Raw genomic sequence first — 26,221 nt, 5'->3', positions numbered from 1 at the left:
AGGCGGATGTGATTTGACCCGAGGAACGAGGGGCAAAACGCGTCCGCAACCTGCTTTCAAGGTGGCACACCTTGCCGCCGGAGGCTGTTTTTTTTGAGCTGAATAGTTACGAAACATGTCCATTTTCAGAAAAAGGCCCTCTGAAGAGTCACTTTGGAGGGCCGCCTTGCTTTTCCCTGATGAACGATAGGGAAAAGCAAGGCGGCAACCAAAAGTTTTTTGCGGAGCTTTTTTTCAAAAAAGCGACCCGCCGGAGGCGTTTTTTTTAAACGAAGGAGGTCGAATTGCTCGGCTATATTCTGAGACGATGCGCCATGCTGATCCCCGTGATCCTTGGCGTTGTCTTTATTGTTTTTGTCATGATGTACGTCACGCCCGGCGATCCGGCCCGTATGGTGTTGGGGGAGCAGGCGCCCCAGGAGGATGTGGACAACCTGAGGGCGGAGATGGGCCTTGACGACCCCTTTCTCTTTCAATTCGGACGCTATGTCTACAAAGCCGTGGTGCACGGGGACATCGGCCGCTCCTACATCACCAAGCGCCCCGTATGGGACGAGCTGATGACGGCCTTTCCCATCACCTTGAAGCTCTCGGCCCTTGCCATGGGCATCGCCCTTCTGGTGGGGATCCCCTGCGGCATTGTCACGGCCGTGAAGCAATACTCCATCTTCGACAACATCGTCACCCTCTTTGCCCTCATCGGCATCTCCATGCCGGTGTTCTGGCTGGGCCTGCTTTTGATCCTGCTTTTTACGGTTAAACTCGCCTGGCTGCCGCCATCGGGTTTTGACTCCCTTGCCGCCATGATCATGCCCGCCGTGACCCTGGGCCTCCAGAGTGTTGCCATCATCACCCGCATGACCCGCTCCAGCATGCTGGAAGTGGTTCGCCAGGACTACATCCGTACGGCCCGCTCCAAGGGCCAGAAAGAGAGCGTGGTGATCCGCAAGCACGCCCTGCCCAACGCCCTGGTTCCCGTGGTCACCATCGCCGGCATCCAGTTCGGCATCCTCCTGGGCGGTGCGGTCTTAACCGAGATCATCTTCTCCATCCCGGGGCTGGGACGCCTCATGGTGAGCTCCATTGAAATGAGGGATTACCCCATGGTCCAGGGAGGCGTTCTCTTCATTGCCCTGGCCTTCTGCCTGGTGAACCTGGGAGTGGACCTGCTCTACGCCTGGCTCGACCCCCGCATCAAATCCCAGTACACGTAAAGGAGCCTCCGTGCAGACCAAGAAAAATTCTCTCTGGGGCCAGGTCTTCGGCCGCCTCAAAAAAAACCGCATGGCCATGATGGGCCTTTTCATCCTCTTTGCCCTGCTGCTCACGGCCCTCTTTGCCAATGTCATCGCCCCCTTTCCCTTTGACGAACAGGACCTCTTCGCCACCCTGGAAGGGCCTTCTTCCGCCCACTGGTTCGGTACCGATGAGTTTGGACGGGACATCTTCAGCCGCATCATCTACGGCAGCCGCATCTCCCTGCAGGTGGGCTTCGTGGCCGTGGGCTTCTCGGTCATGGCCGGTGGCTTCATCGGCGCCGTGGCCGGATACTACGGAGGCCGCACCGACAACATCCTCATGCGCCTCATGGACATCCTGCTCTCCATTCCCCAGCTGCTTTTGGCCATCTCCGTGGCCGCGTCCCTGGGGCCGGGCCTCTTAAACCTCATGCTGGCCGTGGGCATTGCCGCCATCCCGCAGTACGCCCGCCTTGTCCGGGCTTCGGTCCTCTCCATAAGGGACCAGGAGTTCGTGGAAGCCGCCGTCTCCGTAGGATCCAGCGACCTGCGCATCATCTGTCGCCACATCCTGCCCAACTGCATGGCACCCATCATTGTCCAGGCCACCCTGGGCGTGGCCTTTGCCATTCTCATTGCAGCGGGCTTAAGCTTCATCGGCCTCGGCCTGGAGCCCCCCACCCCCGAGTGGGGCGCCATGCTCTCCGGCGGACGCGAGTTCATCCGGGACTACCCCTACATGACCGTCTTCCCCGGCCTGGCCATCATGATCACCATCCTGGGCCTCAACTTCCTGGGCGACGGCCTCAGGGACGCCCTGGACCCGAAGCTCAAGAACTAAGTTTGAAACCAGCTCTGATTTGGAGTCACGATATATGTCCGACACACCTTTGCTATCCATCCGGGACTTAAGCGTCCGGTACAGCACCGACAACGGCGCGGTGAAAGCCATTTCGGACTTTCACCTTTCCATCGACAAGGGCGAAACCTTGGGGCTCGTGGGGGAGACCGGCGCAGGCAAGACCACCATGGCCCTGTCCGTCATGCAGCTCATTGCCGACCCTCCAGGCCGCATCACCGGAGGGGAGATCCTCTTTGAAGGCCAGGACCTCACCAAGACCTCCGAAGCCGACATGCGCAAAATCCGGGGCGGCAAGATCGCCATGATCTTCCAGGACCCCATGACCTCCCTGAACCCCATCATCCCCGTAGATGAACAGGTGGCTGAGATGATCGCCCTGCACAACAAGGTCTCCAAGGAAGAGGCCCTCAAAAGGGCCCTTGCCATGCTGGAGACCGTGGGCATCCAGCCCGATCGCGCAGGGGAGTACCCCCACCAGTTCAGCGGGGGCATGAAGCAGCGGGTCATCATCGCCATTGCCCTGGCCTGCAACCCGGCCCTGCTCATCGCCGACGAGCCCACCACGGCCCTGGACGTCACCATCCAGGCCCAGGTCCTGGAACTCATGAAGGCCCTGAAGAAAAAATTCGACACCGCCATGATCATGATCACCCACGACCTGGGCATTGTTGCCGAAACCTGCGACCGAGTGGCCATCATGTATGCAGGCCGCATCGTGGAAGAGGCCACCACCGAACTGCTCTACGCCGACCCCAGCCACCCCTACACACAAGGGCTGTTTGCCTCCATCCCCAACGTAGAAGAGGAGCGCGAGAGCCTCGCCGTGATCCCGGGCCTTCCCCCGGATCCCACGGACATGCCCAAAGGGTGCCCCTTTCACCCCCGGTGCGACAAGGCCATGCCCCGCTGCAGCACCGAGACCCCGCAACCCGTCGTCCGCGAAGACGGCCACATGGTGGCCTGCTTCCTGGAAGGAGGTGACGCATGAGCGCCCCGTTTATCCAGGTCAACAACCTGAAAAAGTACTTTGACACCAAAAAAGGGCCCCTCCACGCCGTGGACGATGTCACCTTCGACATCAACAAAGGGGAAACCTTAGGACTCGTGGGCGAGTCGGGCTGCGGCAAGTCCACCACGGGCCGGGCCGTCATCCGGCTCCTGGAGCCCTCCTCCGGGGAAGTCCTCTTTAACGGCAGCGACATTTTGCCCCTGCCCAAAAAAGAGATGAAGGCCATGCGCGCCAAGATGCAGATGGTCTTCCAGGACCCCTACTCCAGCCTCAACCCGCGCCTGTCCGTCTCGGAGATCATCTCCGAACCCTTAGACGTCAAAGGCCTCGGCTCCAGCGCAGACCGCACCCAGCGCGTGCGTGAGCTCATGGACATCGTGGGCCTGGGATCCCGGCTTGCCAACGCCTACCCCCACGAGCTTGACGGCGGACGCCGCCAGCGCGTGGGCATCGCACGGGCCCTGGCCCTGAACCCCGAGTTCCTCGTCCTGGACGAGCCCGTGTCCGCCCTGGACGTCTGCATCCAGGCCCAGGTCCTCAACCTTCTGGACACCCTCCAGAAAGAGATGGGCCTCACCTATCTCTTCATCTCCCACGACCTCTCCGTGGTCCATCACGTCTCTGATCGCATCGCCGTGATGTACCTGGGCCGCATCGTGGAGATGGCCGACTACAAGACCATTTTCAACGCACCGGTCCACGCCTACACCAAGGCACTTCTGTCCGCCATCACCATTCCCAAGCCCAACCTCGACCGGGAACGGATCATCCTCGAAGGCGACGTGCCCAGCCCCATCAACCCGCCCCCGGGTTGCCGCTTTGCGGGCCGCTGCTACTACGAGAAAATCGGCGCCTGCACCAGCGAAACCCCGGCCCTCAACGAGGTGTCCCCCGGACACTTCGTGGCCTGCCACCTGGCCGAACAGGTCATGGCAGACCAGATGCAGGGTGAAGCCAAGGCAGTGTAAGGAAATACCAAAAGCCTGCCTCCGGCGGCGAGGTGAGCCACCTCGAAAGCAGATTGCGGATGCGTTTTGCCCCTCGTTCCTCGGGGCAAATCACATCCGCCTTTAAAACGAATTCAGTTAAGGCCTGTTTGTTCGTTTATCCACCGCAGAACAGCCGTAGGTATCGCTTTTGTATATTGTATTTTTTCACGGGCTCTACGTAAAAAAAGCGCCCGTAGGATTATGAAAGCCACAATATAAAGCACTGAAACAAAGTAAGGTACGCTTGGGAGCGCCGCACTCCGGTGCGGCATAGCGATGACGCACCCAAGAAGGCGTCACCCCCGGCGTACCGTCACCGGTTGTATCAACACGGGTGTGTGAGGAAGAGGATGCGCCCCTTTCTCACCCTCCCATGAACCAACACCGGAGAAACAAAGACAACGCAATGGGTATTCGTTAATAACCATCGGTGACCGGGCGTGGAATCGCTATGCTCCTGCCGTTACAACAAACGACTCGCCAGCTCCCCCTTTTCATCCCAGCCTTTCCCGTGGCATGATCGAATCAGCCCGCCATTGCATGTGTAAGGACTCGCGCAAAAAATAGATGCCCACTTTTTATGAAAGAGGCCGCAGTGATTTGACCCGAGGAACGAGGGACAAAGCGCTGCTGCAACCCGCTTTCAAGGTGGCTCACCTTGCCGCCGGAGGCACGTTTTTTGTCCCTTTCTCTATGCATCGAATCAAAGGAGACCCCATGTCTGAAGCACGCATCAACACACTTGAAGAACGATTTGTCCGATACTGCAAAGTCGACACCCAGAGCGACTCAACCTCACCCACGGCTCCCAGCACGCCCTGTCAGCTCGACCTTTCCCGGATGCTGGTGGAAGAGCTGAAAAGCGTGGGCATTGCAGATGCACGGCTCACGGATTACGGGGCGGTCTTCGGGACGATTCCTGGCAATGTCACGGACCGGAAGATCCCCACCATCGCCTTTGTGGCCCATGTGGACACCGCCCCCTCCTTCCACGCCGAAGGGGTCAAGCCCATTGTGCATCACAACTGGGACGGTACCACCATCGTACTGCCCGACGATCCGGCCGTGGTCATCGACCCGGAGGAGAACCCGCACCTGAAAGGCAAAAAAGGCGAAGACATTGTCACGGCCAGCGGCACCACCCTTTTGGGGGCTGACGACAAGGCGGGCATTGCCATCATCATGGGCCTCATCGACTATTTGAACGAACACCCGGAGATCCCCCGGGGCGATGTGCGCATCTGCTTTACCCCGGACGAAGAGATCGGCCGGGGCGTCAGCGACGCCCTCATGGAAGACATCCACGCCGACTTTGCCTACACCCTGGACGGGGAAAACCCCGGCGATCTCGTGGCCGAGACCTTCTCCGCCGACCAGGCCGAGATCAACATCAAGGGCGTCTCCATCCACACCTGCTGCGCCAAGGACCGCCTGGTCAACGCCCTCTACCTCGCCTCCAAAATCATCGAACTCCTGCCCAAGCACCGCCTGAGCCCCGAGTCCACCGAAGGCCGGGAAGGGTTCATCTTTACCGAGAGCATCTCCGGCAACGCCGCCGAAGTCACCTTAAAGCTCAACCTCCGGGACTTTGAGCTGGAAGGCCTTGAAGAGCAGGCCACCCTCCTGCAGGAGACCTGCGCCCTGGTGGCCAAAACCGAGCCCCGCGCCCGCATCACCTGCAACATCCGGCCCGAGTACCGCAACATGCGCTACTGGCTGGAAAACGACATGCGCCCGGCCGACATCGCCAAAAAAGCCTACGTCGACGAAGGGTTCATCCCCAACATGCTCGCCTTCAGGGGCGGCACAGACGGCTCCCTCATGACCGAAAAAGGGATCCCCACCCCCAACATCTTCTGCGGCATGCAGAACCCCCACGGCCCCATGGAGTGGGTCAGCCTCCAGGACATGGATAAAGCCCTGCGGATCTGCGCGCGTGTTGTGGGATACTGGGCGGAATAAAGAAGGATAAAAAAAGCCTCCGGCGGCCCTGCCGGGGGCCAAACTTTTGAAAAGTTTGACAAACAGGTTTTAAAAAGCAAACTCAGGCCAATCCATATCAAAGGCGACTGTGATTTTCCCCGAAGAACGAGGGGGAAAGCGCATTCGCAACCTGCTTTCGAGGTGGCACACCTCGCCGCCGGAAGCAGTACGGTTAAATCGACAATGAGCAAGTAGCGACAACGTATCCTGTGACGTCGAAGCTTGTGAGCCAGCCCACATAAACCATCAGCATTTATGTCGGGCGAAGCCCGAGCCAAAGGCCCTTGCGCTTTGGCCCGAGGAACGAGGGACAAAGCGCAAGGGCAATCAGCTTTCGAGGTGGCTCACCTCGCCGCCGGAGGCAGGTTTTTCCATGCACTTTAACCATAGAAGGCATCGCTTTTTCTCGCTCCCAGGCGAAGCCTGGAAACGAAGGCTAAAGAGCATTCCCGAACCTGGGGTCCAGGGGATTTATCCCCTGTTTTTTTGAACTGGCTTTGACCCTTGAAGGCAAACTAAACAGGTTTATGGCGCCTGAAATAAACAGGAAACGCCCATGATTCTAAAAGGTTCCTTTTATTCACAGACCCTTGAGATGGAAACGGGATTGTCCGTCCTGGTTCCCAACAGCTCTCTTACCAGGGGCAACCACAGTGTGGTCTATCTGCTCCATGGGCTCTGCGGCAGAAACGAAGACTGGATCCATTATTCGATGCTGCCGGTGTACGCGGAGCGGTTCGACTGCGTCTTTATCATGCCGGAGGTGGCCCGAAGCTTTTACACGGACATGGCCTACGGCCAGCATTTCTTCCGCTACATCACGCAGGAGCTGCCTGCCGTCTGCGCCTCGGTATTTCAGGTATCATCACGCCGCGAGGAGACCTATGTCATGGGTACCTCCATGGGCGGGTACGGTGCGCTGAAATGTGCCCTGACCTACCCGGAGACCTACGGCGGCTGCGCGGCGTTCTCCTCTCCCTGCCTCTTTCTCAAGGAGGGGCTCGATGCCCAGAGGGACCCTGCAAACAGGCCTTATTTAGAGAAAACCTACGGTTGCCAGCTTCTCAACGATTTTGAGGCCGCCTTTGGCCCCGACCTCACCTGGAAGCCGGAGCACGACATCCTTGCCCTGGCCGCAGCGGCGGCCCAACAAGGGACCACACCACGGATCTACGCCGCATGCGGCACCCAGGACCCCATGTATCAGGAGAACAAACGGTTTGAGGGTGAGATGAAAAGGCTGGGCCTGGATTTTTCCTTTGAGGTGTGGGACGGGGAGCACAACTGGACATTCTTTAACAGCGCTCTGGAAAAGGCCCTGGGTTATTTTTTCGAACCTTAGCCCGGACATTTCATAAAAAAACGGATAGAATCGCCCATACCTTCGAAAGTCACATTTCAACAACACCGAAACCACCCCGGCCCACAAGGGTATGAAACCGCACAAGGAGACTCCATGCCATCTTCTGTTAAACTGAGCGACGTCATCGAACAGCTGGAATTGCAGTCCGAAGAATTTGAAGCGTTTTTCAACAAAAAAACCGGAGAATTTATTCTGATAAACACAGATTACATCTGCATTGTGGAAGACGGCGAGGACACCTCAGACCACCCGGCTTGGGAACAAGAGGCCATTGAAGAGGTCCGAGAATTTCTGGACACCCAGGAGGACCACATTGCCCTGCCCACAAAATTTGAGATCCACGAGTACCGGATCATGGAGCGATTCTGCCAAACGCTCCCGCAGGAGAACGTTCGAGAGGCCATGTGCAATGGGCTTCAGGGAAGAGGTGCCTTCAGGAAATTTCGGGACAACCTCCGCCGCTACGGCATCGAAGACGATTGGTATCGTTATTTAGGGGAAGCCCACAAAGAGATTGCTGTGGCCTGGTGCGAGGACAATGGTATCACGTACACACCGTGACACGCCCCACAGCCATTCGGCTGGCATTTATTCATCTCCTAAAAAGCTACCTCCGGCGGCAAGGTGTGCCACCTTGAAAGCAGGTTGCGGATGTGTTTTGCCCCTCGTTCCTCGGGGCAAATCACATCCGCATTTAAAGTAACATTCATTCAAAAAGTCATTTTAAGACCTGTTTGTTAAACTTTTTAAAAGCTTGGCCCCCGGCAGGGCCGCCGGAGGCTTAAACGCAATAGCCACCTTACTTTTTCCCTACATACACCCCATTTTCCGCGGTGTTGCCCTGGATGGGGTTCTCAAATTCAACCACATGCCCGTGGACCTCAGCAAAGACGCTGGCTAACGTATCCAGAAAACCTTTCTCCGGGGCATCGTTGGACCACATGGCAAAGATGCCCCCCGGCTTGAGGAAGGCGCGAAGGCGCATCAGCCCCTCTGTTGAATAAAAATCTGCGTGGGACGGGTTCAACAGGGCATCCGGGGTATGGTCAATATCAAGAAGGATGGCGTCGAACTGGTGCCCCGGCTCATCCGGATCAAAGCCATCGCCCCGTGCAAGGGCGAAAAAATCTGCGTTGACATAGCGACACCTGTCATCGTTGGAGAGCAGCGCGCCGTTGGGTACCAGCTCACGCTGGTGCCAATCAATGACCGGGGCCAGCGCCTCAACCACCGTCATGCGGGCCACCTGGCTGTATTTCAATGCGGCTGCGGCGGTGTACCCCAGGCCCAGGCCTCCGACCACGATATCCCATGCATCCCCCGCAAGGCCTGCCAGCCCCAGATCCGTGAGCGCCACTTCGGCGTCATGAAACAGAGAAGACATCAGAAATTCTTCATTGAGTTTCACCTCATACACCTCACGCCCGCCCATTTCCAGCGCACGCCGACGCCTCAGGATCAATTCACCAAGGGCCGTCTGCTGGTAATCCAGTTCTTCGAAAAACGCACTCATCGTATCTCTCCTGTTCAATAAAGCCGCGACGCGGCATATCGTTTCTCCACCTTATTCAAAAAAGCAGGCAGCCAATTTCATCGATTCTCTACAGTATCGATTTTCTACAGGAAAGACACAAAAAAAAGGTCTCTCAACCAGATGCCAGGAGGCATGGACTCACCGAAGAGCCCTTTCGCTCTATAGGGCCATAGCGAATGTGATTTTCCCTGAGGAACGAAGGGGAAAGCTCATTCGCAACCTGCTTTCGAGGTGGCACACCTCGCCGCCGGAGGCATTGCTTTTGCTTTTTCCTGAGCCCTCTTGACCCTGTGATTCATCAGACTTTAACCATAGAAGACACGCTTTTTAGCCCCTTTATCGTTCTGCCACCCTCAGACAAACACCTCCGGCTCTTTCCGATCAGCAAACTCAACTTCCAGCTCATGCTTATGCCGAAGGTAGTTCTCGTTGTCGTAGTACTTGGCCTGAACCGGGCATGCTTTGATGCAGGCCCCGCATTTGATGCAGATGCCGTTGATGGTCGAGACATCCTCAGGGTCGATGGAACCCATGGGGCAGACGGTGACGCACAGCTTGCAATCGGTGCAGTCGACGCTGGTTTTGGGAGCGACTTTACGGATGTCCACGGACACCCCGTCCGGATTTTTTGGTTTGTAATAGGGCCGGTAGGGACGATGGCCCTTGAGGGGAGCCGGGGCGGCTGGCTCAGGGCCTGACAGCTTTGCTGCGATCTTGTCCGCAAAATCGGCCACGAGGGCATTGTCCTTGCCATCGGGGCGCCCTTGCCCCAGGGTTTTGGAAAAGGAGTGCTCACCCACAAAAGCGCCTCCGGCCACGATGGAAAAGCCCTTTGCTTGCAGGATATCGGCCAGCTCCACAAGGGCATCATCGTAGTGTCGGTTGCCGAAAAGTACCACAGGCACAGCCCTTGCCCCCCGCCCCTCGATGGTATCCAGGTATTTCAGCAGGACATTGGGAACCCGCCCGGCATAGACCGGAACCCCGAAGACCACAAGGTCCTGGGGACCAAAGGAGACCACGTCTTTCCTTGCGCCCGGCAGGGTAAAGTCCTTCTGTTCCACCTCTGCGCTGCCGAGCACCTTTTCTGCAAGGGCCGTTGCCAGCCCGCACACCACGTGCCTGGTTGTGCCCGTGGGGCTGAAGTACATGGCCTGGATCCTTGATATCGTCATACCGTCCGCCTTTCATGCTTTACAAAAGCCTCCGGCGGCCCTGCCGGGGGCTAAACTTTTAAAAAGTTTAACAAACAGGTTTTGAGCATTCCATTATTCCTACTACCAACGCCAGAAGAATAGCCACCGTCACTTGTAAAAAGCAAAAAAAAAGCGATTCCGGCAAGGAGCCGAAACCGCTTTTCACAGACTTTTTTTAAAAGCCAACCCACCGGCAGATGGGCCGGGTTCTTTACCCGGATACCCCGGGAGCAGCCACCACAGTATTGGGGATAGGTTCTTTTTTTACGGGAAGGTACCCCTTGCCCTTGAGTTCAAGCACCAGGGAGTTGATATAATTTTTGGCGATCTCTTTTTCTGCGGTTGAAAGGTTTTTGAAGAGGCCCACGGGCAGGAGGGGGAGCCACCACACCTGGGTCACTTCATCCCGGGAGAAAAAGGATTCGGCCTTTTGCCCGTGCTCATACAGGGTGGCCACCCATTCGCAGTTGTGGGAGTACCACACGGGGAGAAGGAAAAGAGTAAATCCGGCAAGGTAGGAACCGCTGGCTTCATTGGGGCTGGGGTTCATGGTCACGTCAAAGCGGATATGAAAGTTCCCGGGGTCCCGTACCTCTTTGACGGTGTTGAAATAGCCTGTCTCAGAAAAATGACGCTTAATGGCCCGGCTGACCTGGGACTCCGTGGCCGTCCAGTCTGAACCGCTCAATGTTACCCCATGCATGGAGACACTTGCGCTCCCCGGCAGGTTGTTATGAACCTCAACGCTGTAGGTCATGTCCCCCCTGGCATCCGCACTCAATGACACCGGCTGGCACTCAGTGACCGGAATGTCGTGTTTGACAATGGATGCGCACCCGCTGAGTAAAAAAACGCCAAGGGCCATCACCAGGCCCGTCTTCATAAACCTCATCCCTCTTTTCCTTTCACCTGCAATATCAGATACCACCTGCGGCACGGATATCTTATTTCTCAATACATCGCCCATCTCAGGCCACAAAAAAGGCACCCAGGTTCAATCCGGATGCCCATGACTGAACCGACCTTTTTTTTGGCCGATTCTTCAGTAATTGTCTACTTATTTTTGTAACTATTCAGTTGCCTCCGGCGGAGCCTTGAAAGGCTTGCTTCAAACCTGTTTGTCAAACTTTTTAAAAGTTTGGCCCCCGGAAGGGCCGCCGGAGGCTTCTTTGAACTGAATAGGTACCCTTAATTTTTTGTATTTGATCACTTTCCTATATCCTGCCTCATTCCTCCTCCCCATCCAACCGATCCTGCCACTCCACCACGTACTTTTTAACGGTCCTGCGATCGAGGCTGGTGCGCCGGGCCACCTCTTCGAATTTGCCATATTTCTGGTAGAGCATGTGGCAGTAGGCGGTGACGAGTTCGTGGGCGGAGAGTTCGCCCCGTTCCAGGTCGCCGAAGCCTTCGGGGACCTGTCCGGTGTGGCGGGCGGTCTGGGAGGCGTCTCCGTGGTAGCTGCGGTTGAGGAAGACGCGCCGGATGCACTGCTCCAGCTCCCGGACGTTGCCGGGCCAGGGGTAGCCTTTGGGAAGATCGGTCTCGATGACATCCAGAACCATATCCGTGAGGTTGGCTGAGCGCTTGCCCACGGTGCGGGCCACGAGGAGTTCCACCAGGTCCACCAGCTCCCGCTTGTCCTCTTCGATGCGCTGGCGAAGCGGGGGCACGGTGATGACGTCCGAGCAGAGGCGGTAGTAGAAATCATCCCGGAACCGGCCTTCGCTCCTCAGCTGCTCCACGGGCTTGTTGGTGGCTGCGATGACCCGGCCCTTGAAACGCACCTCGTTGTGACTCCCCACGGGAGAGAAGACGCGCTCCTGGAGCACCTGGAGAAGCTTGATCTGCACGGGAATGGAGACCTCCCCGATTTCGTCCAGGAAGATGGCCCCCCAGGGGCTGCACCGGGAAAAGACCCCCTGGTAGTCGTCGATGGCGCCTGTAAAGGAGCCTTTGCGGTGGCCGAAGAGTTCGCTCTCGATGAGGGCTTCGGGAAACCGGGAGAGGTTGATGGAGAGAAACGAACGGGTAAAGCTCTCCTTGAAACAGCCTCGCTTGCGGTCGTAGGGGGTGTAGCCGGAGCGACCGATGGCGGCGGCGGCCGAGCCCTTGCCCGTGCCGGTTTCGCCTAAAATCAGGGTGGAAAAATCCTCCATGCGGTTCCAGAGGATCCCGCTGTAGAGCTCCATGTCGTGGGTAAAGACGTTGTTCCAGAGCCGGTAGCGCAGGGCCACCATGGACTCGCTGGGCCCCACCAGGGAGTAGTGGATAAAATGATAGGCGCGGCGGAGCTGGTAGCACCCCTCCACGGTTCGGATGGCTTCGTCGCGATCCAGGCCCGCGGCCTCTAGGCCGCTGATGGCTTCCCGCAGGAAGCTGGCGCGGATCTGGTGCTCCCCGGCCCTTGCCTGGGCCTTGATGAGGCGGTCGAACTCTTTTCTGTATCGGTAAAAAAAGACGAAGGTCACCACGCCGGTAAGGAGCTTGCGATCTTCGCCCTTATACATTCGAAGGTCCAGGCGGTTCTCTTTTTCCATGCGGATCGCCTCGGTCTCTACACGCTTCACCGCCGCTTCCACGGCGCGGGACGGGGAGGTGGATTCCGGGACCCCGGCGATCTTCCGGTCCAGGACGATCCGCTCTTCCCCAAAGGGGTTGACCCGGGGGGCGCGGCCCACCAGGGTAAACAATTCGCGTTCTTCCGGGGTGAGTTCTCCGACTCGCGTACTTCGTTTGAGCATCACTGGCATATTCCTTTCCCCACACTGTTCCTTTCATGCACACCGAGTGCACGGGGTGTCGACTTTTTACCATAGCACCCTCCCAAGGTACCCGGCAAGCATGGGCATCAAAGGTCGGCAAATCGAGAGCTTACCCCAGTTTAAAATAAATGGCACGCCTTTTGCATCCGTTTGGGACTCAAAATTTATGAATGCTATTCATTTTTTTCTGCATCAGGGCCATATTCAACGGCCCGCATCACGGGCGCCGAGTCTGCCCGGCCAAGACAGCATGTATTCACGACCGCCTCACGTACGGGTCACTCCGGGCAAGATTACCGGCCCCAAGACCCCATGGCGCTCAAACACGATGCAGAAGATGACACAACCCCGGCCCCGACGAGGCACTTAAGCCCCTTCGGGTCCGGAGATACTCAGGAGTCTTTGAATGATCAAACGAGTCTTAGGATCCAGACTGCCGGCACTGGCTTACAACCCCACAGGCGCTTTCGACATCGGCTATTTCCGCGCGCTCTCCAGGGCCGGCGTGCTCCCTGTGTTCGACACCGAAATGATGGACGAAAAAACCGCCATTGAAGGCGTGAAAACCCTTTCCAAGGAAGGATTCCCCTTCGGCGTCCGGCTCCGCACCTCCATGGGCGGGCTGATTCACTTCCTCGACACCAGCAGCATCCCCACCCTGGACCTGGTGGTTGTGGCGGCTGCGGCTGCCAAACACTTCTCCGCCATCTCCAAGAGCCGCCTGGGCTGCAAGGTGGTGGTGGAAGCCGTGAACCTGGGCACCACCTTTCCCCTGGCCGACGGCAAGCCCGACGCCGTGGTGGTCCGCGGTTCGGAAGCGGGCGGATGCATCTCCCGCTACACCTCTTTTATCCTGCTCCAGTGGTACCTGGAAAAGAGCGATTTTCCTGTCTTCGTCCACGGCGGTGTCGGTTTCCACACCGCTGCTGGCCTCTTCGGTGCCGGCGCCTCGGGCGTCGTCCTCGACTCCCAGCTCTACCTCACCGACGAAGCGCCGGTGGCCCCGGCCTTTAAGGAGCAGCTCAAAAAACTCGAAGAGTTCGACTCCATCTCCATCGGACGCACCCTGCCCTTCCGCTTCCGTTTCTTCTGCAAGCTCGCCACCAAGGTGGTCAAGGAGCTCGGGGAGATGGAATCCGCCCTGCTGAACCACGCGGACGAGGCCGAGGTGCTGCGCCGCGAGATCGAAAAGCGGTTCACCCCCATCAACACCGAAGGGGCCAACCCGGTCCAGAGCCTCTTCTTCCTGGGGCAGGACGGGGTCTTTGCCAAGCGCTTTGTGGCCGAAGGCACGGATGTGGCCTCGGTCATCGACCGCTTCTTCACCCGCGTGGGTGAACTCACCGCCCTGGTGGATGCCCACGATCCGTTAAAAGAAAACTCTCCCCTGGCCCAGGAGCTCGGCACCCGCTACCCCATCATGCAGGGCCCCATGGCCAACATCAGCGACAACGCCGACTTTGCCGAGACCGTCTTCCGCGAAGGGGGCCTGCCCTACTTTGCCATGGGCAGCCTTCCGGCCGACCTGGCCGAGAAGATCATCGAAGAGGGCTCCCGCAAGGTGCCTCGCTTCGGTGCGGGCCTCATCGGCATCGAAGCGCTGAACAAAGCAGTTGCCGGTCACATCGAGACCGTAAAAAAATACAAGGTCCCCTTTGCCCTGTTTGCAGGAGGCATCCCCTCCCAGGCCATTGAGCTGGAAGCAGCGGGCACCAAGACCTTTTTGCACACCCCGGCCTCGGGGATGCTGAAAAACGCTCTCTCCTCGGGCTGCAAGCGCTTCATCTTCGAAGGCACTGAAGCAGGCGGCCACGTCGGGCGCCTGAGCAGCCTGGTCCTCTGGGAGATGGGCATCACCCACCTCCTGGCCCAGCCTGAAGGGGCCCTTGCAAACCAGACCGCCATCTTTGCAGGGGGCATCGCCACCCGCACCGGCTCCTGGTTCATCTCCGCCATGTCCGCGGTCCTGGCCGAAAAAGGGGCCAAGGTGGGCATCCAGCTCGGCACCCCCTACCTCTTCACCGACGAGATCGTTGAAACCGGCGCCCTGATGAAAAAATATCAGGACGTGGCACGGGAAGAGATCACCACCCTGCGTATCGGTACCACCGTGGGCCTTGCCTGCCGCACCATCAAGACCCCCTTCTCCATGGAGATCGTGGCCAACGAATACCAGCGCATCGTGGAAAAGGTTTCTCTCTCGGACCGGAAGCGCGCCTTTGAAAAGGACAACATCGGCTCGCTTCTCATCGCGGCCAAGGGCTTCTCCCCGGATTTTGACAAGCTCAAGAAGGGTGAGCCCCTCTCTTACATCAAGTACAACGACGACGAGGCCTTCCACAAGGGCAACTACTCCGTGGGCAACAGCCTCGCCTTCTTTGCCGAGACCACCTCGGTCAAGGCGGTTCACGACGGCCAGATGCAGAGCAAGGAAGGCCTCTCCGCCAACTTAAACGAGCTGGAAGTCATGACCGCCAAGTGCGGGATGATGAACGATGAGATCGCCATCATCGGCATGGGCTGTGTCTATCCCGACGCCCATGACACCGACGACTTCTGGAAGAACATCGAGTCCAAGCGCTACTCCATCAAAGAGGTGGACCCGGCCCGTGTGGACCTTGCACCGTTCTACAACGAAAACCGCAAGGCCATGGACAGCACCTACACCAAGATCGCTGCCACCGTGGACGACTTCGTCTTTGACCCGGCTGCCTACGGACAGGATCCCAAGGCCGGCCAGCAGATCTCCCGAAGCCAGAAGATGGCCCTCACCGCCACCTTCGAGGCCCTGGAAAAAGCAGGGTATCCCCAGGGCAAGGGCCTTCCCCTGGCCACCACCGCGGTGATCATGGGCAGCTGCCTCGGCAACGAGACCAGCCACCATCTCAACCTCAAGTACTACTACCCGGAGCTGCGCTGGCACTTAGAGCAGAGCGACGCCTTCAAGGCCCTTACCGAGGACGAGAAGGTCAAAGTCCTGGCCCACCTCAAGGACCGCATGGCCGGAGACTACCGCAACGAGTCCCCGGACTGCGCCACCCTGAACATCGAAGCCTCCCGCGTGGCAGCCGCCATCGGCGCTTTGGGCGCCAACTACGTGGTGGACGCGGCCTGCGCCACCAGCTTTGCCGCCCTGGACTCCGGCATCAAGGAGCTCCTCTCAGGCAGCCACGACGTGGTCATCACCGGCGGCATCAACACCAGCATCAACCCCGAGACCTTCATCGGCTTTGCCAAGATGGGGGCCCTCTCGGCCAAGGGTTCCTGGCCCTTTGACGAGCGCTCCGACGGCTTTGTCCTGGGCGAAGGCGCCGGTGTGGTGGTCCTCAAGCGTGCCAAGGACGCCCTGCGGGACGGAGACACCATTCTGGGTATCGTCAAGGGCGTGGGCGGCAGCTCCGACGGCAAGGGCAAGGCCATTGCCGCACCCAACCCCGACGGACAGGAGTACGCCCTGAGGCGCTGCTTCGACCAGGCTCGTGGCCTCACCTTCGACGACGTGGACTTCATCGAAGCCCACGGCACCTCCACCATCCTGGGGGACATCACCGAGATCAAGACCCTGAAGCGGGTCTACGACACGGGCAGGCCCAAGGGGATCAGTTCCGTGAAGTCCCAGATCGGCCACCTCCTGGGCGGTGCGGGCGCAGCAGGCCTTATCAAGGTACTCCTGGCCATGAAACACGGCATCTTGCCCCCCAACGGCCAGTTTGAAAAGGCATCCCCCAAGCACGAGCTGGACGACAACTCCAAGCTTTACATCATCAAGGATGCCAAGCCCTGGACCACCGAAGCCGGAAAACCCAAGCGTGCAGCTGTCTCCGCCTACGGATTCGGCGGCATCAACTACCATGCGGTGGTGGAGGAGTTCACTTCCGACTACCAGCCCCCGGCGCGAACCATCTTCCCGGACACGGCCTGGGACTACAACGACGACCGCATCGTGATCAGCGGCATGGGCACCGTCCTTCCCGGCGGCCTCTCCACGGACCAGTTCTGGGAGACCCTGGTGGACGGCAAGAAGATCCTCTCCGAGATGCCGGAAAACCGCCTGCACCTCGACTACTTCGTGGATGAAGAGAACGACTTCAGCCTGCCCAGGGTCAAGGCCGGGGTGATCCCCGACTACACCTTCAACAACCTGAAGTACCGCATCCCGCCCAAAACGGCCAAATCCATCGACCGCGCCCAGTTCTTCGCCCTGGACGCCGCCACCCAGGCCATTGACGAAGCCTGCGGCGGGGACCGCGAGAAGATGTTCGGCAAAGCCAACAAGACCGCCGTCATCATGGGCAGCATCAGCGGGGAGAAGCACGTGGAGAACATCGTGCGGACCCGCGCCCCCCTGGTTGCGAGCTTTATCGCCGAGACCCCGGGTGTGGACCCTGCCAAGGCAGCCAAGGCCGGTGAAGCCCTCATGGAGAGCATCCGTGAGCGGTTCATGGAGAACAACGAGGACACCACCCCGGGCCTTCTCACCAACATCATCACCGGCCGCATCGCCAACTTCTTCGGCGCCAACGGTGCCAACTTCGTGGTGGACGCAGCCTGTGCCTCCGGCGGCATTGCAGCCGACCTTTCTGTAAAAGGCCTGAAGGCAGGAGACTTCGACATGGTCGTGGCAGGGGGCGTGGACGCCAGCTTCTACCCGGCCATCATGATGGTCTTTAAGCGCCTGGGGGTTCTCACCGACGCCGAGACCTTTATCTGCGACAAGCGGGCCAAGGGCATCCACCTGGGTGAAGGGGCCGCGGCCCTGGTGCTCACCACCTATAAAAAGGCCAAAGAGCTGAACATGCCCGTGTTCGCCGAGCTTTCCGAGATCGGCTTCCGCTCCAACCCGGCCCGTAACCTTTACGCTCCGTCCGAGGCCCTGTTCCGCGAGGTGACCACCCGCCGCTTTGATCGCTGCGACGTCATCAAAGAGGACGTGGCCCATGTGGACCTCTTCGGCTTCTCTTCCCTGATGCTCGACCAGGTGGAGCTCCAGGCCGCCTCCAAGAGCTTCGGCCACAAGACGCGCCTGGGCAACATCAAGCCCGAGTTCGGCTACTACAAGGGCGCCAACCCGGCCATTGCCCTGGTGAAGCTGGCCCTCATGGCCAAGCACGGCAAGCTGCTGCCCCACCACAGCCACTCCTCCGAGCACTCCATTGTGGCGGACCGCTACAACCTGGTCCCCGGCCTCGACCTGGCAGACGCGCCCAAGGGGCATCGCCTGAGCCTCGGCGCCAACCTCTTCGGCTTCGGTGCCAACCACGGCCACGCCGTTGTCAGCACCCTGCCCCGGTGGATGTCCGAGGAGGCAGCCTCCTTTGCTGAAGAGGCCGCCACCGAAACCGTGGCTGCACCCATGCCCCACGGTGAGGTCCACGCCGGAGAATCCTGCGCCCTCCTCTGCGGCCAGGGTTCCCAGTACCCGAAGATGATGCAGCCCGTCTACGAGAGCAACGCCTACGTCAAGGAGATGTTCGACAAGGCCGACGCCCTCTTCCGAAAAGAGCGGGGCACCTCCCTTCTGGAGGTGATGTTTGCCGAGGAGGACGCGAGGATCCACTCCACGGACTTCACCCAGCCCGCGGTTTTCCTGGCCACGGCAGCGGTGTTCGACCTGCTCTCCGAAGCCGGGTTTGACACCGACTACCACATCGGCCACAGCGTGGGCGAGTACTCGGCCCTTTACACCAGCGGCATCCTCTCCTTTGACGACGCCTTCCGCCTGGTGATGAAGCGCTCCGAGCTCATGAAAAAAGCGGACCAGAACACCCCGGGCCGCATTCTGGTGCTCTTCAAAAACGCCGAAGAGGCCGCGGCCCTCATCGCGGAGTCCGGCATCGGCGACATTTACGTCACCAACAAGAACAGCACCAAGCAGACGGCTGTCTCCGGTCTCGAAGGGGCCATCGACACATTCTGCGGGTTCCTGACCCAAAAGGGTGCCATGTTCCGAAAGCTCCCCTTGACCGGAGCGTTCCACACCCCTATCCTCAGGGCCGCCGCCGACGAGCTGGCCCGGTTCATCGAAGGCATGGCCTTCAACCGGCAGGGCTTTTCCAAGGTGATCTCCAATGTCACCGGACTGCCCTACCCCAATGACGAGGCCGCGGTAAAACGCCTCCTCATCAACCAGATTATCTCTCCGGTGGAATTCATAAAATCCGTGGAAACCGTCCACGCAGCCGGGGTTCGCACCTTCTACGAGGTGGGAACCGGCAAGATCCTCACCGGGCTTTTAAAATACATCCTGCCCGAGGGCTACACCGCTCACCTCTCCGTGGACAAAGGAAAGGGCGAGGCGGCCTCCCTTGAGGCACTTATCGAGACCATCAGACCCGTTATGACCGACACTGTTCAACAAGACACACCCGCTGCACACGCAGCCGCCGCCCCCAAGGCCCCGACACCTGCGGCCGTGCCCGTGGCTTCCGCGCCTTCCGAGGCCGAAGGCACCTTTTCCGGCGACCACGACGACTTCAACGCCTTTTTGCAGGACAACTCCGAGAGCCTGAAGGCCCTCATCGAAAAAGAGTACATCAAATCCCGCCGCGAGAAGCGCCTGCGCGAGGTGGAGACCTTCGGGTTCTACACCGGTTCCATCTCCATCGCCGGTGTCTCCATCGGCCTGCCCGGCTCTTCCGGACGTGTTTTTGACGAGGCCAACTTCGACAAGATCATCGCAGGCCACAACTGCATCGAGAACCTCACCGAGGCAGAGCGCGGGTTCATGCTGGACAAGAACATCGTGCGGATCCACAAGGCGCCCAACGGCAACGCCCGCATGATGGCCATCAACTCCCCCGAGGAGGTGATCCAGCTGGCCGGTAAGCTCGGGTACTTCCACCACAGCGACTTCGGCATCAAGTACAACTACGACATCAGCATCAACTTGGGGATCGCAGCCGGCATCAACGCCCTGCGCGACGCAGGCATCCCCCTGGTGCGTAACTGGACCACCGGGCCCAGCGGCAAGCGCATCACCAACGGCTTTGCCCTGCCCGAAGAGATGCAGGAGACCACCGGCGTCATCATGACCTCCCTGTTCCAGGGATGGGAGACCCTCCTCACCGAGGTGGAAAACTACTGCCGGGACAAGTTCTCCGTGAAGCCCTTCAAAGAGATGGAGAAGATCTACTACTATCTCATGGAAACCGTGAAGGACACCGAGCTCAAAGGGCGCCTCACAGACTGGTTCTTCGGCCTCAAGAAGGACCAGCCCGAGACCCCCTACCAGTTCAACCGGGAGCTGATCATCAACGCCATCGCCCTGGGCTCCGCCCACTTTGCCCAGATGATCAAGGCCAAGGGTCCCAACCTCCTGCTCTCCGGTGCCTGCGCCTCCACCACCCAGGCCTGCGCCACGGCCGAGGACTGGATCCGCACGGGCCGCTGCGAGCGCGTCATCGTCATCGGCGGCGAGGCAGCCACCAACAAGGCCCAGGTGCCCTGGATCGCTTCCAGCTTCCTCTCCATGGGGGCTGCCAGCATCAAGAAAACCGTGGCCGAAGCAGCCAAGCCCTTTGACACCAACCGCAACGGGACCATCCTGGGCGCCGGTGCCGTCTCCCTCATCGTGGAGCGAAAAGACTCCCTGGCAGGCAGGGGCCAGCGCGGCCAGGCCGATATCCTCGGCTCCTACATCGGCAACAGCGCCTTCCACTCCACCCGCATCGACCAGGAGCACCTGGCCCGGGAGCTGAGCCGCTTTGTTTCCCGCATCGAAGCACGCCACGGCCTCAAGCGTGACCAGTACGCCGAAAAGGCCCTGTTCATGTCCCACGAGACCTACACCCCGGCACGGGGCGGCAGCGCCGACGCCGAGATCAAGGCCCTGCGCGCAGCCTTTGGTGAGCACGCCTCCAAGGTGACCATCGCCAACACCAAGGGCTTCACCGGCCACACCCTGGGCGCGGCCATTGAAGACGCCGTGATGGTCAAGGCCCTGGCCAAGAACCAGGCGCCCCCCATCGCCAACCTCACGGACCTGGCCGAAGAGTTCTCCGATCTGACCTTTTCCCGAGGCGAGGAGAAAGACCTGGAGTACGGCATCCACTTTGCCGCGGGCTTCGGCTCCCACTTCGCCTTCCTCTTCATCCGGGAGGAGGCCGAGCTCAGCCGCGAGAACAACGCCGACTACTTCAACTGGCTCAAGCACATCTCCGGCGAGGAGTACCCCGTTCTGGAGGTGGTGGACCACACCTTGAGGGTTCAGTCCGACACCACCCCAGGGGGCCGCAAGACCATCGAAGCCCCGGCACATGTAAATGCCCAGGCCGCTCCCGCTGAAAAGCCCGCGCCCGCTCCGGCCGCCCAGACCGCAGCCCAGGTTCAGGAGCAGAAACCTGCTCCGGCTGAAGCAGCGCCCGCCGCAGCCGCCTCCGGTGCCGTGGACACGGTGAAGCGGATCATTGCCGAAGAGACCGGGTACACCACGGACATGCTCGAAGACGACCTCGACCTTGAGGCCGACCTTGGCATCGACACGGTGAAACAGGTGGAGGTCTTCGGCAAGATCTCGTCTGAGTTCGGCCTGGACGTGCCCGAAAACCTTCAGCTCCGCGACCTCAACACCATCGCCAAGCTGGCTGGCTACATCTCTGCTCAAGGAGGTGCGGCTGCCGCTCCGGCTGAGGCAGCTCCCGCAACACCGGCAGTAAACGCCTCCGGCGCCGTGGACGCGATTAAGAAAATCATTGCTGAGGAGACCGGCTACACCACGGACATGCTTGAAGACGACCTCGACCTGGAGGCGGACCTTGGCATCGACACGGTGAAGCAGGTGGAAGTCTTCGGCAAGATCTCCGCTGAATTCGGCCTGGATGTCCCCGAAGACCTTCAGCTCCGGGACCTCAACACCATCGCCAAGCTGGCAGGCTATATTTCTGCACAGGGCGGCGCAGCCGCCCCTGCTGAAGCGGCTCCCGCAGCCCCGGCAATAAACGCCTCCGGCGCTGTGGACATCGTGAAGAACATCATCGCTGAGGAGACCGGCTACACCACGGACATGCTCGAAGACGACCTCGACCTGGAGGCCGACCTCGGCATCGACACGGTGAAGCAGGTGGAAGTCTTCGGCAAGATCTCCGCTGAGTTCGGCCTGGACGTCCCCGAAGATCTTCAGCTCCGGGATTTGAACACCATCGCCAAGCTGGCAGGTTACATTTCAGCACAGGGCGGCGCATCAGCTGCCGCCCCTGCTGAAGCAGCTCCCGCAGCCCCGGCAGCAAACGCCTCCGGCGCTGTGGACACAGTGAAGAACATCATTGCCGAGGAGACCGGCTACACCACGGACATGCTCGAAGACGACCTCGACCTTGAGGCCGACCTCGGCATCGACACGGTGAAGCAGGTGGAAGTCTTCGGCAAGATCTCCGCTGAGTTCGGCCTGGACGTTCCCGAAGACCTTCAGCTCCGAGACTTAAACACCATCGCCAAGCTGGCAGGTTACATTTCAGCACAGGGCGGCGCAGCAGCAGCCGCCCCCGCTGAAGCGGCTCCCGCAGCCCCGACAGCGAACGCCTCCGGCGCTGTGGATACAGTTAAGCAAATAATTGCAGAAGAGACCGGCTACACCACGGACATGCTCGAAGACGACCTCGACCTGGAGGCCGACCTCGGTATCGACACGGTGAAGCAGGTGGAGGTCTTTGGCAAGATCTCCGCTGAGTTTGGCCTGGATGTCCCCGAAGACCTTCAGCTCCGAGACCTCAACACCATCGCCAAGCTGGCTGGCTATATTTCAGCACAGGGCGGCGCATCAACTGCCGCCCCTGCTGAAGCAGCTCCCGCAGCCCCGGCAGCAAACGCCTCCGGCGCCGTAGAGACAGTCAAGAACATCATCGCAGAAGAGACAGGCTACACCACGGACATGCTCGACGAGGACCTCGACCTGGAGGCCGACCTCGGCATCGACACGGTGAAGCAGGTGGAGGTCTTCGGCAAGATCTCCGCTGAGTTCGGGCTGGATGTGCCTGAAGACCTTCAGCTCCGCGACCTGAACACCATCGCCAAGCTGGCAGGGTATATTTCAGCACAGGGTGGCGCACCAGCTGCCGCCCCTGCTGAAGCAGCTCCCGCAGCCCCTGCAGCAGACGCCTCCTGCGCCGTGGAGACAGTCAAGAACATCATCGCAGAAGAGACAGGCTACACCACGGACATGCTCGACGAAGGCCTCGACCTTGAGGCCGACCTCGGCATCGACACGGTGAAGCAGGTGGAAGTCTTCGGCAAGATCTCCGCTGAGTTCGGCCTGGATGTCCCCGAAGACCTCCAGCTCCGCGACCTCAACACCATCGCCAAGCTGGCAGGCTACATTGCTGCCCAGGGGGGAACCGCCCCTGCTGAAGCAGCACCCGCTGCCCCGGCTGCTTCCGGTACGGCGCCAGCGGCCACCGGCGTTGTCTCTGCCATCAAGGGCATCATCGCCGATGAGACCGGCTACACCGTGGACATGCTGGACGACGGCCTGGACCTGGAAGCCGACCTCGGCATCGACACCGTCAAGCAGGTGGAAGTCTTCGGCAAGATCTCGGCCCACTTCGGCCTGGACGTGCCCGAAGACCTGCAGCTCCGGGACTTAAACTCCATCGAGAGCCTGGCAGGCTACGTCACCGAAAGGGCCCACATCGAGGCGCCGGAGAGTGGTTCTCCTTCCGCTCCCGCCCCAGCAGGGTCCGGGGTCACTGACTTAGGCGTCCCCGCCTTTGAAGAGGGTGGGGTCAACCGCTACGCCATCCGCGTCAAGCAGCTGGGAGAGCGTTCCGGCGTTCATGTGGACCTTGCCAAAAAGACCATCCTTGTCACCCAGGACCGTCACGGCTTTGCCGACCAGGTCAAGCTGGTGGTGGAAGCCCGGGGCGGCCGCGTCATCACCCTGGGTTCCGCCGCATCCACCTACCCCTGTGATCTCGCCGACCACGAGGCCCTTGTGGCCACCCTGGCCGAAATGAAGAAACGGGAACCTTCTGTGGACGGCCTCCTGCACTTGTCTGCCATGGACGGCTACCTGGAGAACTGCCCCAACGGGGTTGCCGCCGACGCTGAAGGCGCCATCAAAGGCTTCTTCCTTATCCTTCGGGAGCTCCAAGAGTCCCTGAACCGCGACGGGGCCCTCATCGGCGCCCTCTCCGTAGGCTCTGTGGTCTTCCCTTACGGAGACGCGGGCGGCGCCAAGAGCCACCCCGCCTTTGCCGGGCTTTCCGGGATGCTGAAGACGGTAAACAAAGAGTTCGAAAACGCCCTGGTCCGCATCATCGACCTGGCCCCCGGCATCACCGCTGCAGATGCCCGCATGGCAGCCGCCGCCTTCATGGGCGAGCTGACCAACGGCAGCCGCCGCGTGGAGACGGGCCTTGAGAGCGGAAAACGCTTAGGCCTCAGGCTGGTGGCCGAGTCCTCGTCCAAGGGCACCCCGCTCATGAAGGCCGGGGACACCGTGGTGGTCACCGGCGGCGCCCGGGGCATCACCTACGACATCCTTAAAAAAGTCGTGGCCCACGCCCCCTGCAACCTGGTGATCCTGGGTCGCTCGGACATCGAGGGCCTTGCCCCCGAGTTCGCCACGGGCGACCTCTCCGAAGGAGCGGTCATGGCCAAGCTCCGCGCCACCATGAAAGGGGCCAAACCCCTGGAGCTGAAGCGCGCGGCAAGCAAGATCGTCAAAATCCGCGAAACCCGGGACAACCTCGACACCCTGAGGCAGGCCGCCCAGAGCGTGGCCTACCACGCCGTGGACGCGGCAGACACCCAGGCCGTCACCCAGGCCATGGCGGGCTACGCCAAGATCGACGGGGTCATCCACGCCGCAGGCCTGGAAGAGAGCGCCATGATCGAGAAGAAAGAGCTCTCCTCCTTCAACCGGGTCTTCAACACCAAGATCAAGGGAGCGGAGAACCTCTTCAAAGGCCTTGAAGGCAAAACACCGCGTTTTGTCATCACCTTCTCCTCGGTAACCGCACGCTTCGGCAACGAGGCCCAGGTGGATTACACCTGCGCCAACGACATGCTGGGCCGCATGGTCCAGCGATTCGGAGCGGAAAAAGGCTGCATCGCCAAGATCATGGACTGGACCGCCTGGAGCGGCAGCGGCATGGCCGCCACCAACGACACCGTGAAGAAGGTCCTCGAATCCCGAGGGCTCACCTTCCTGCCCCTTGACCGGGGCGTGGACTTCTTCATGGGCGAGCTGGCAGGCACCGAAAGCTGCGAGAGCCTCTTCACCGGGCCGGACATCGCCTTTGACCGGGACTTCATGTTCGAAGAGGTGGACGCCGCCGAGTTTGACAGGCAGACCCCCTTCATCGACGAGGTCAAGGCCGAGAGCGACGACAAGATGGTCTTTACCCGGGTCCTGGACCTGAAGCGGGACCTCTTCCTGAAAGACCACAGCATGAAGGACGTGCCCATCTTCCTGGGCGCCACCGGCATCGAGACCATGGCCGAAGCGGCTTCCCGCCTCTTCCCCCGGTCCGGCGCACGGCTTGAGAGCGTCACGGACTTCTCCATCCCCTACGGCATCAAGATCCTCAAGGAGCGCCCCAAGGAGCTGGAGATTGAAACGGAGAAGAGCGACAAAGGCGAGGACGCCCTCAACTGCCGCATCACCTCCACCTTCCGCAAAGGGAAGATCACCGGCAAGACCACCCTGCACTACGAAGGGACCTTCCACTTCACGGACAAGCCCGTGGAGGACCGCGTCATGGCGCTTCCCGAGTTCACGAAAGTGAAATTAGACGGCACCGTGGACGAGCTGGTCTACCATCCGGAGCGCCTCTTCATGCACGGCTCCTTCCGCACCATCCGGGACATCGCATCCTTTGACGGCGAGACCCTGGTGACCAAGGTGATCCACAATGGTGAACGTGAATTCTTCAAGGGCGAGACCCGCCCCGAGTTCTTCACCGACGTCATTATGGTGGATGCCATGTTCCAGACCGGCGGCCTCTTCGAGTTCTTCACCACCAGCGAGCTGGTGCTGCCCTACGGGCTGGAGAAATTCGAGTTCGTCCGCCCCGTGGAGCGCGGCAAGGAGTACTACTGCATCACCCAGCGTGTGGCCTCCGACGACCGGACCAACACCTACCGCATGGTCCTCACCGACCTCACCGGAAAGGTCTATCTGGATCTGACCAACTTCCGCATGGTGAAGCTGTCCCGACTCGACGACAAGCACAAAATCAGCGGCAAAGTATCTGCCGCCTGATCAGGATAAACACCCCGGAGCCACACCCTGCGGCTCCGGGGGACCCATTGAAGCCGCCCTTTTCCACTGGAAAGGGCGGCTTCG

12 protein-coding genes are annotated in these 26,221 nt (G+C 60.1%); 8 read left to right on the top strand and 4 right to left on the bottom strand.

Annotated features, from left to right (window positions below; translation table 11 throughout):
* The first annotated feature begins 284 nt into the window (after positions 1–284).
* The 7 genes from nikB to MSL71_RS07770 all read left to right on the top strand — a co-directional run bounded on the left by nikB (position 285) and on the right by MSL71_RS07770 (position 8,005).
* A complete protein-coding gene (gene nikB, locus MSL71_RS07800; RefSeq protein WP_180138452.1) occupies positions 285–1,214 on the top strand; it encodes a nickel ABC transporter permease in 930 nt (309 codons plus the stop codon).
* Positions 1,215–1,224: 10 nt separating this feature from the next.
* Positions 1,225–2,079, top strand: a complete 855-nt coding sequence (locus MSL71_RS07795) for an ABC transporter permease (RefSeq protein ID WP_218950972.1) — start codon at positions 1,225–1,227, stop codon at positions 2,077–2,079.
* A gap of 34 nt (positions 2,080–2,113) precedes the next feature.
* The gene (locus MSL71_RS07790) at positions 2,114–3,088 is read left to right on the top strand and encodes an ABC transporter ATP-binding protein (protein ID WP_180138449.1); all 975 of its coding nucleotides are present in this window, start codon (positions 2,114–2,116) and stop codon (positions 3,086–3,088) included.
* Positions 3,085–4,077 (top strand): ABC transporter ATP-binding protein, encoded by a 993-nt coding sequence (locus MSL71_RS07785; protein WP_180138447.1) that lies wholly within the window; start codon positions 3,085–3,087, stop codon positions 4,075–4,077. The genes MSL71_RS07790 and MSL71_RS07785 overlap by 4 nt, the downstream gene beginning before the upstream one ends.
* Before the next feature lie 738 nt (positions 4,078–4,815).
* The gene (gene pepT, locus MSL71_RS07780) at positions 4,816–6,060 is read left to right on the top strand and encodes a peptidase T (protein WP_180138445.1); all 1,245 of its coding nucleotides are present in this window, start codon (positions 4,816–4,818) and stop codon (positions 6,058–6,060) included.
* Between the two features lie 577 nt (positions 6,061–6,637).
* A complete protein-coding gene (locus MSL71_RS07775) occupies positions 6,638–7,423 on the top strand; it encodes an alpha/beta hydrolase (RefSeq protein WP_180138444.1) in 786 nt (261 codons plus the stop codon).
* A 114-nt stretch (positions 7,424–7,537) separates the two neighbouring features.
* The gene (locus MSL71_RS07770) at positions 7,538–8,005 is read left to right on the top strand and encodes a UPF0158 family protein (RefSeq protein WP_180138442.1); all 468 of its coding nucleotides are present in this window, start codon (positions 7,538–7,540) and stop codon (positions 8,003–8,005) included.
* A gap of 238 nt (positions 8,006–8,243) precedes the next feature.
* Here the strand turns inward: MSL71_RS07770 and MSL71_RS07765 are convergent, their stop codons facing one another.
* The 4 genes from MSL71_RS07765 to MSL71_RS07750 all read right to left on the bottom strand — a co-directional run bounded on the left by MSL71_RS07765 (position 8,244) and on the right by MSL71_RS07750 (position 12,918).
* A complete protein-coding gene (locus tag MSL71_RS07765; protein WP_180138440.1) occupies positions 8,244–8,957 on the bottom strand; it encodes a spermidine synthase family protein in 714 nt (237 codons plus the stop codon).
* A 374-nt stretch (positions 8,958–9,331) separates the two neighbouring features.
* Positions 9,332–10,153 carry an EFR1 family ferrodoxin gene (locus MSL71_RS07760; RefSeq protein WP_180138438.1) on the bottom strand — a complete coding sequence of 274 codons (822 nt, stop codon included), beginning with the start codon at positions 10,151–10,153 and terminating at the stop codon, positions 9,332–9,334.
* Positions 10,154–10,385: 232 nt separating this feature from the next.
* A complete protein-coding gene (locus MSL71_RS07755) occupies positions 10,386–11,066 on the bottom strand; it encodes a putative periplasmic lipoprotein (RefSeq protein ID WP_180138436.1) in 681 nt (226 codons plus the stop codon).
* 334 nt (positions 11,067–11,400) lie between these two features.
* Positions 11,401–12,918 carry a sigma-54-dependent transcriptional regulator gene (locus MSL71_RS07750; RefSeq protein ID WP_180138434.1) on the bottom strand — a complete coding sequence of 506 codons (1,518 nt, stop codon included), beginning with the start codon at positions 12,916–12,918 and terminating at the stop codon, positions 11,401–11,403.
* 427 nt (positions 12,919–13,345) lie between these two features.
* Between MSL71_RS07750 and MSL71_RS07745 the strand changes: the two genes are divergently transcribed.
* Positions 13,346–26,137, top strand: coding sequence for a type I polyketide synthase (locus tag MSL71_RS07745; RefSeq protein ID WP_180138432.1), 12,792 nt, complete (start codon positions 13,346–13,348; stop codon positions 26,135–26,137).
* Positions 26,138–26,221: the final 84 nt, after the last annotated feature.

This window comes from Desulfoluna butyratoxydans (assembly GCF_900699765.1).
Lineage (GTDB): Bacteria > Desulfobacterota > Desulfobacteria > Desulfobacterales > Desulfolunaceae > Desulfoluna > Desulfoluna butyratoxydans.
This window is presented reverse-complemented; position numbering and strand designations above follow the sequence as displayed.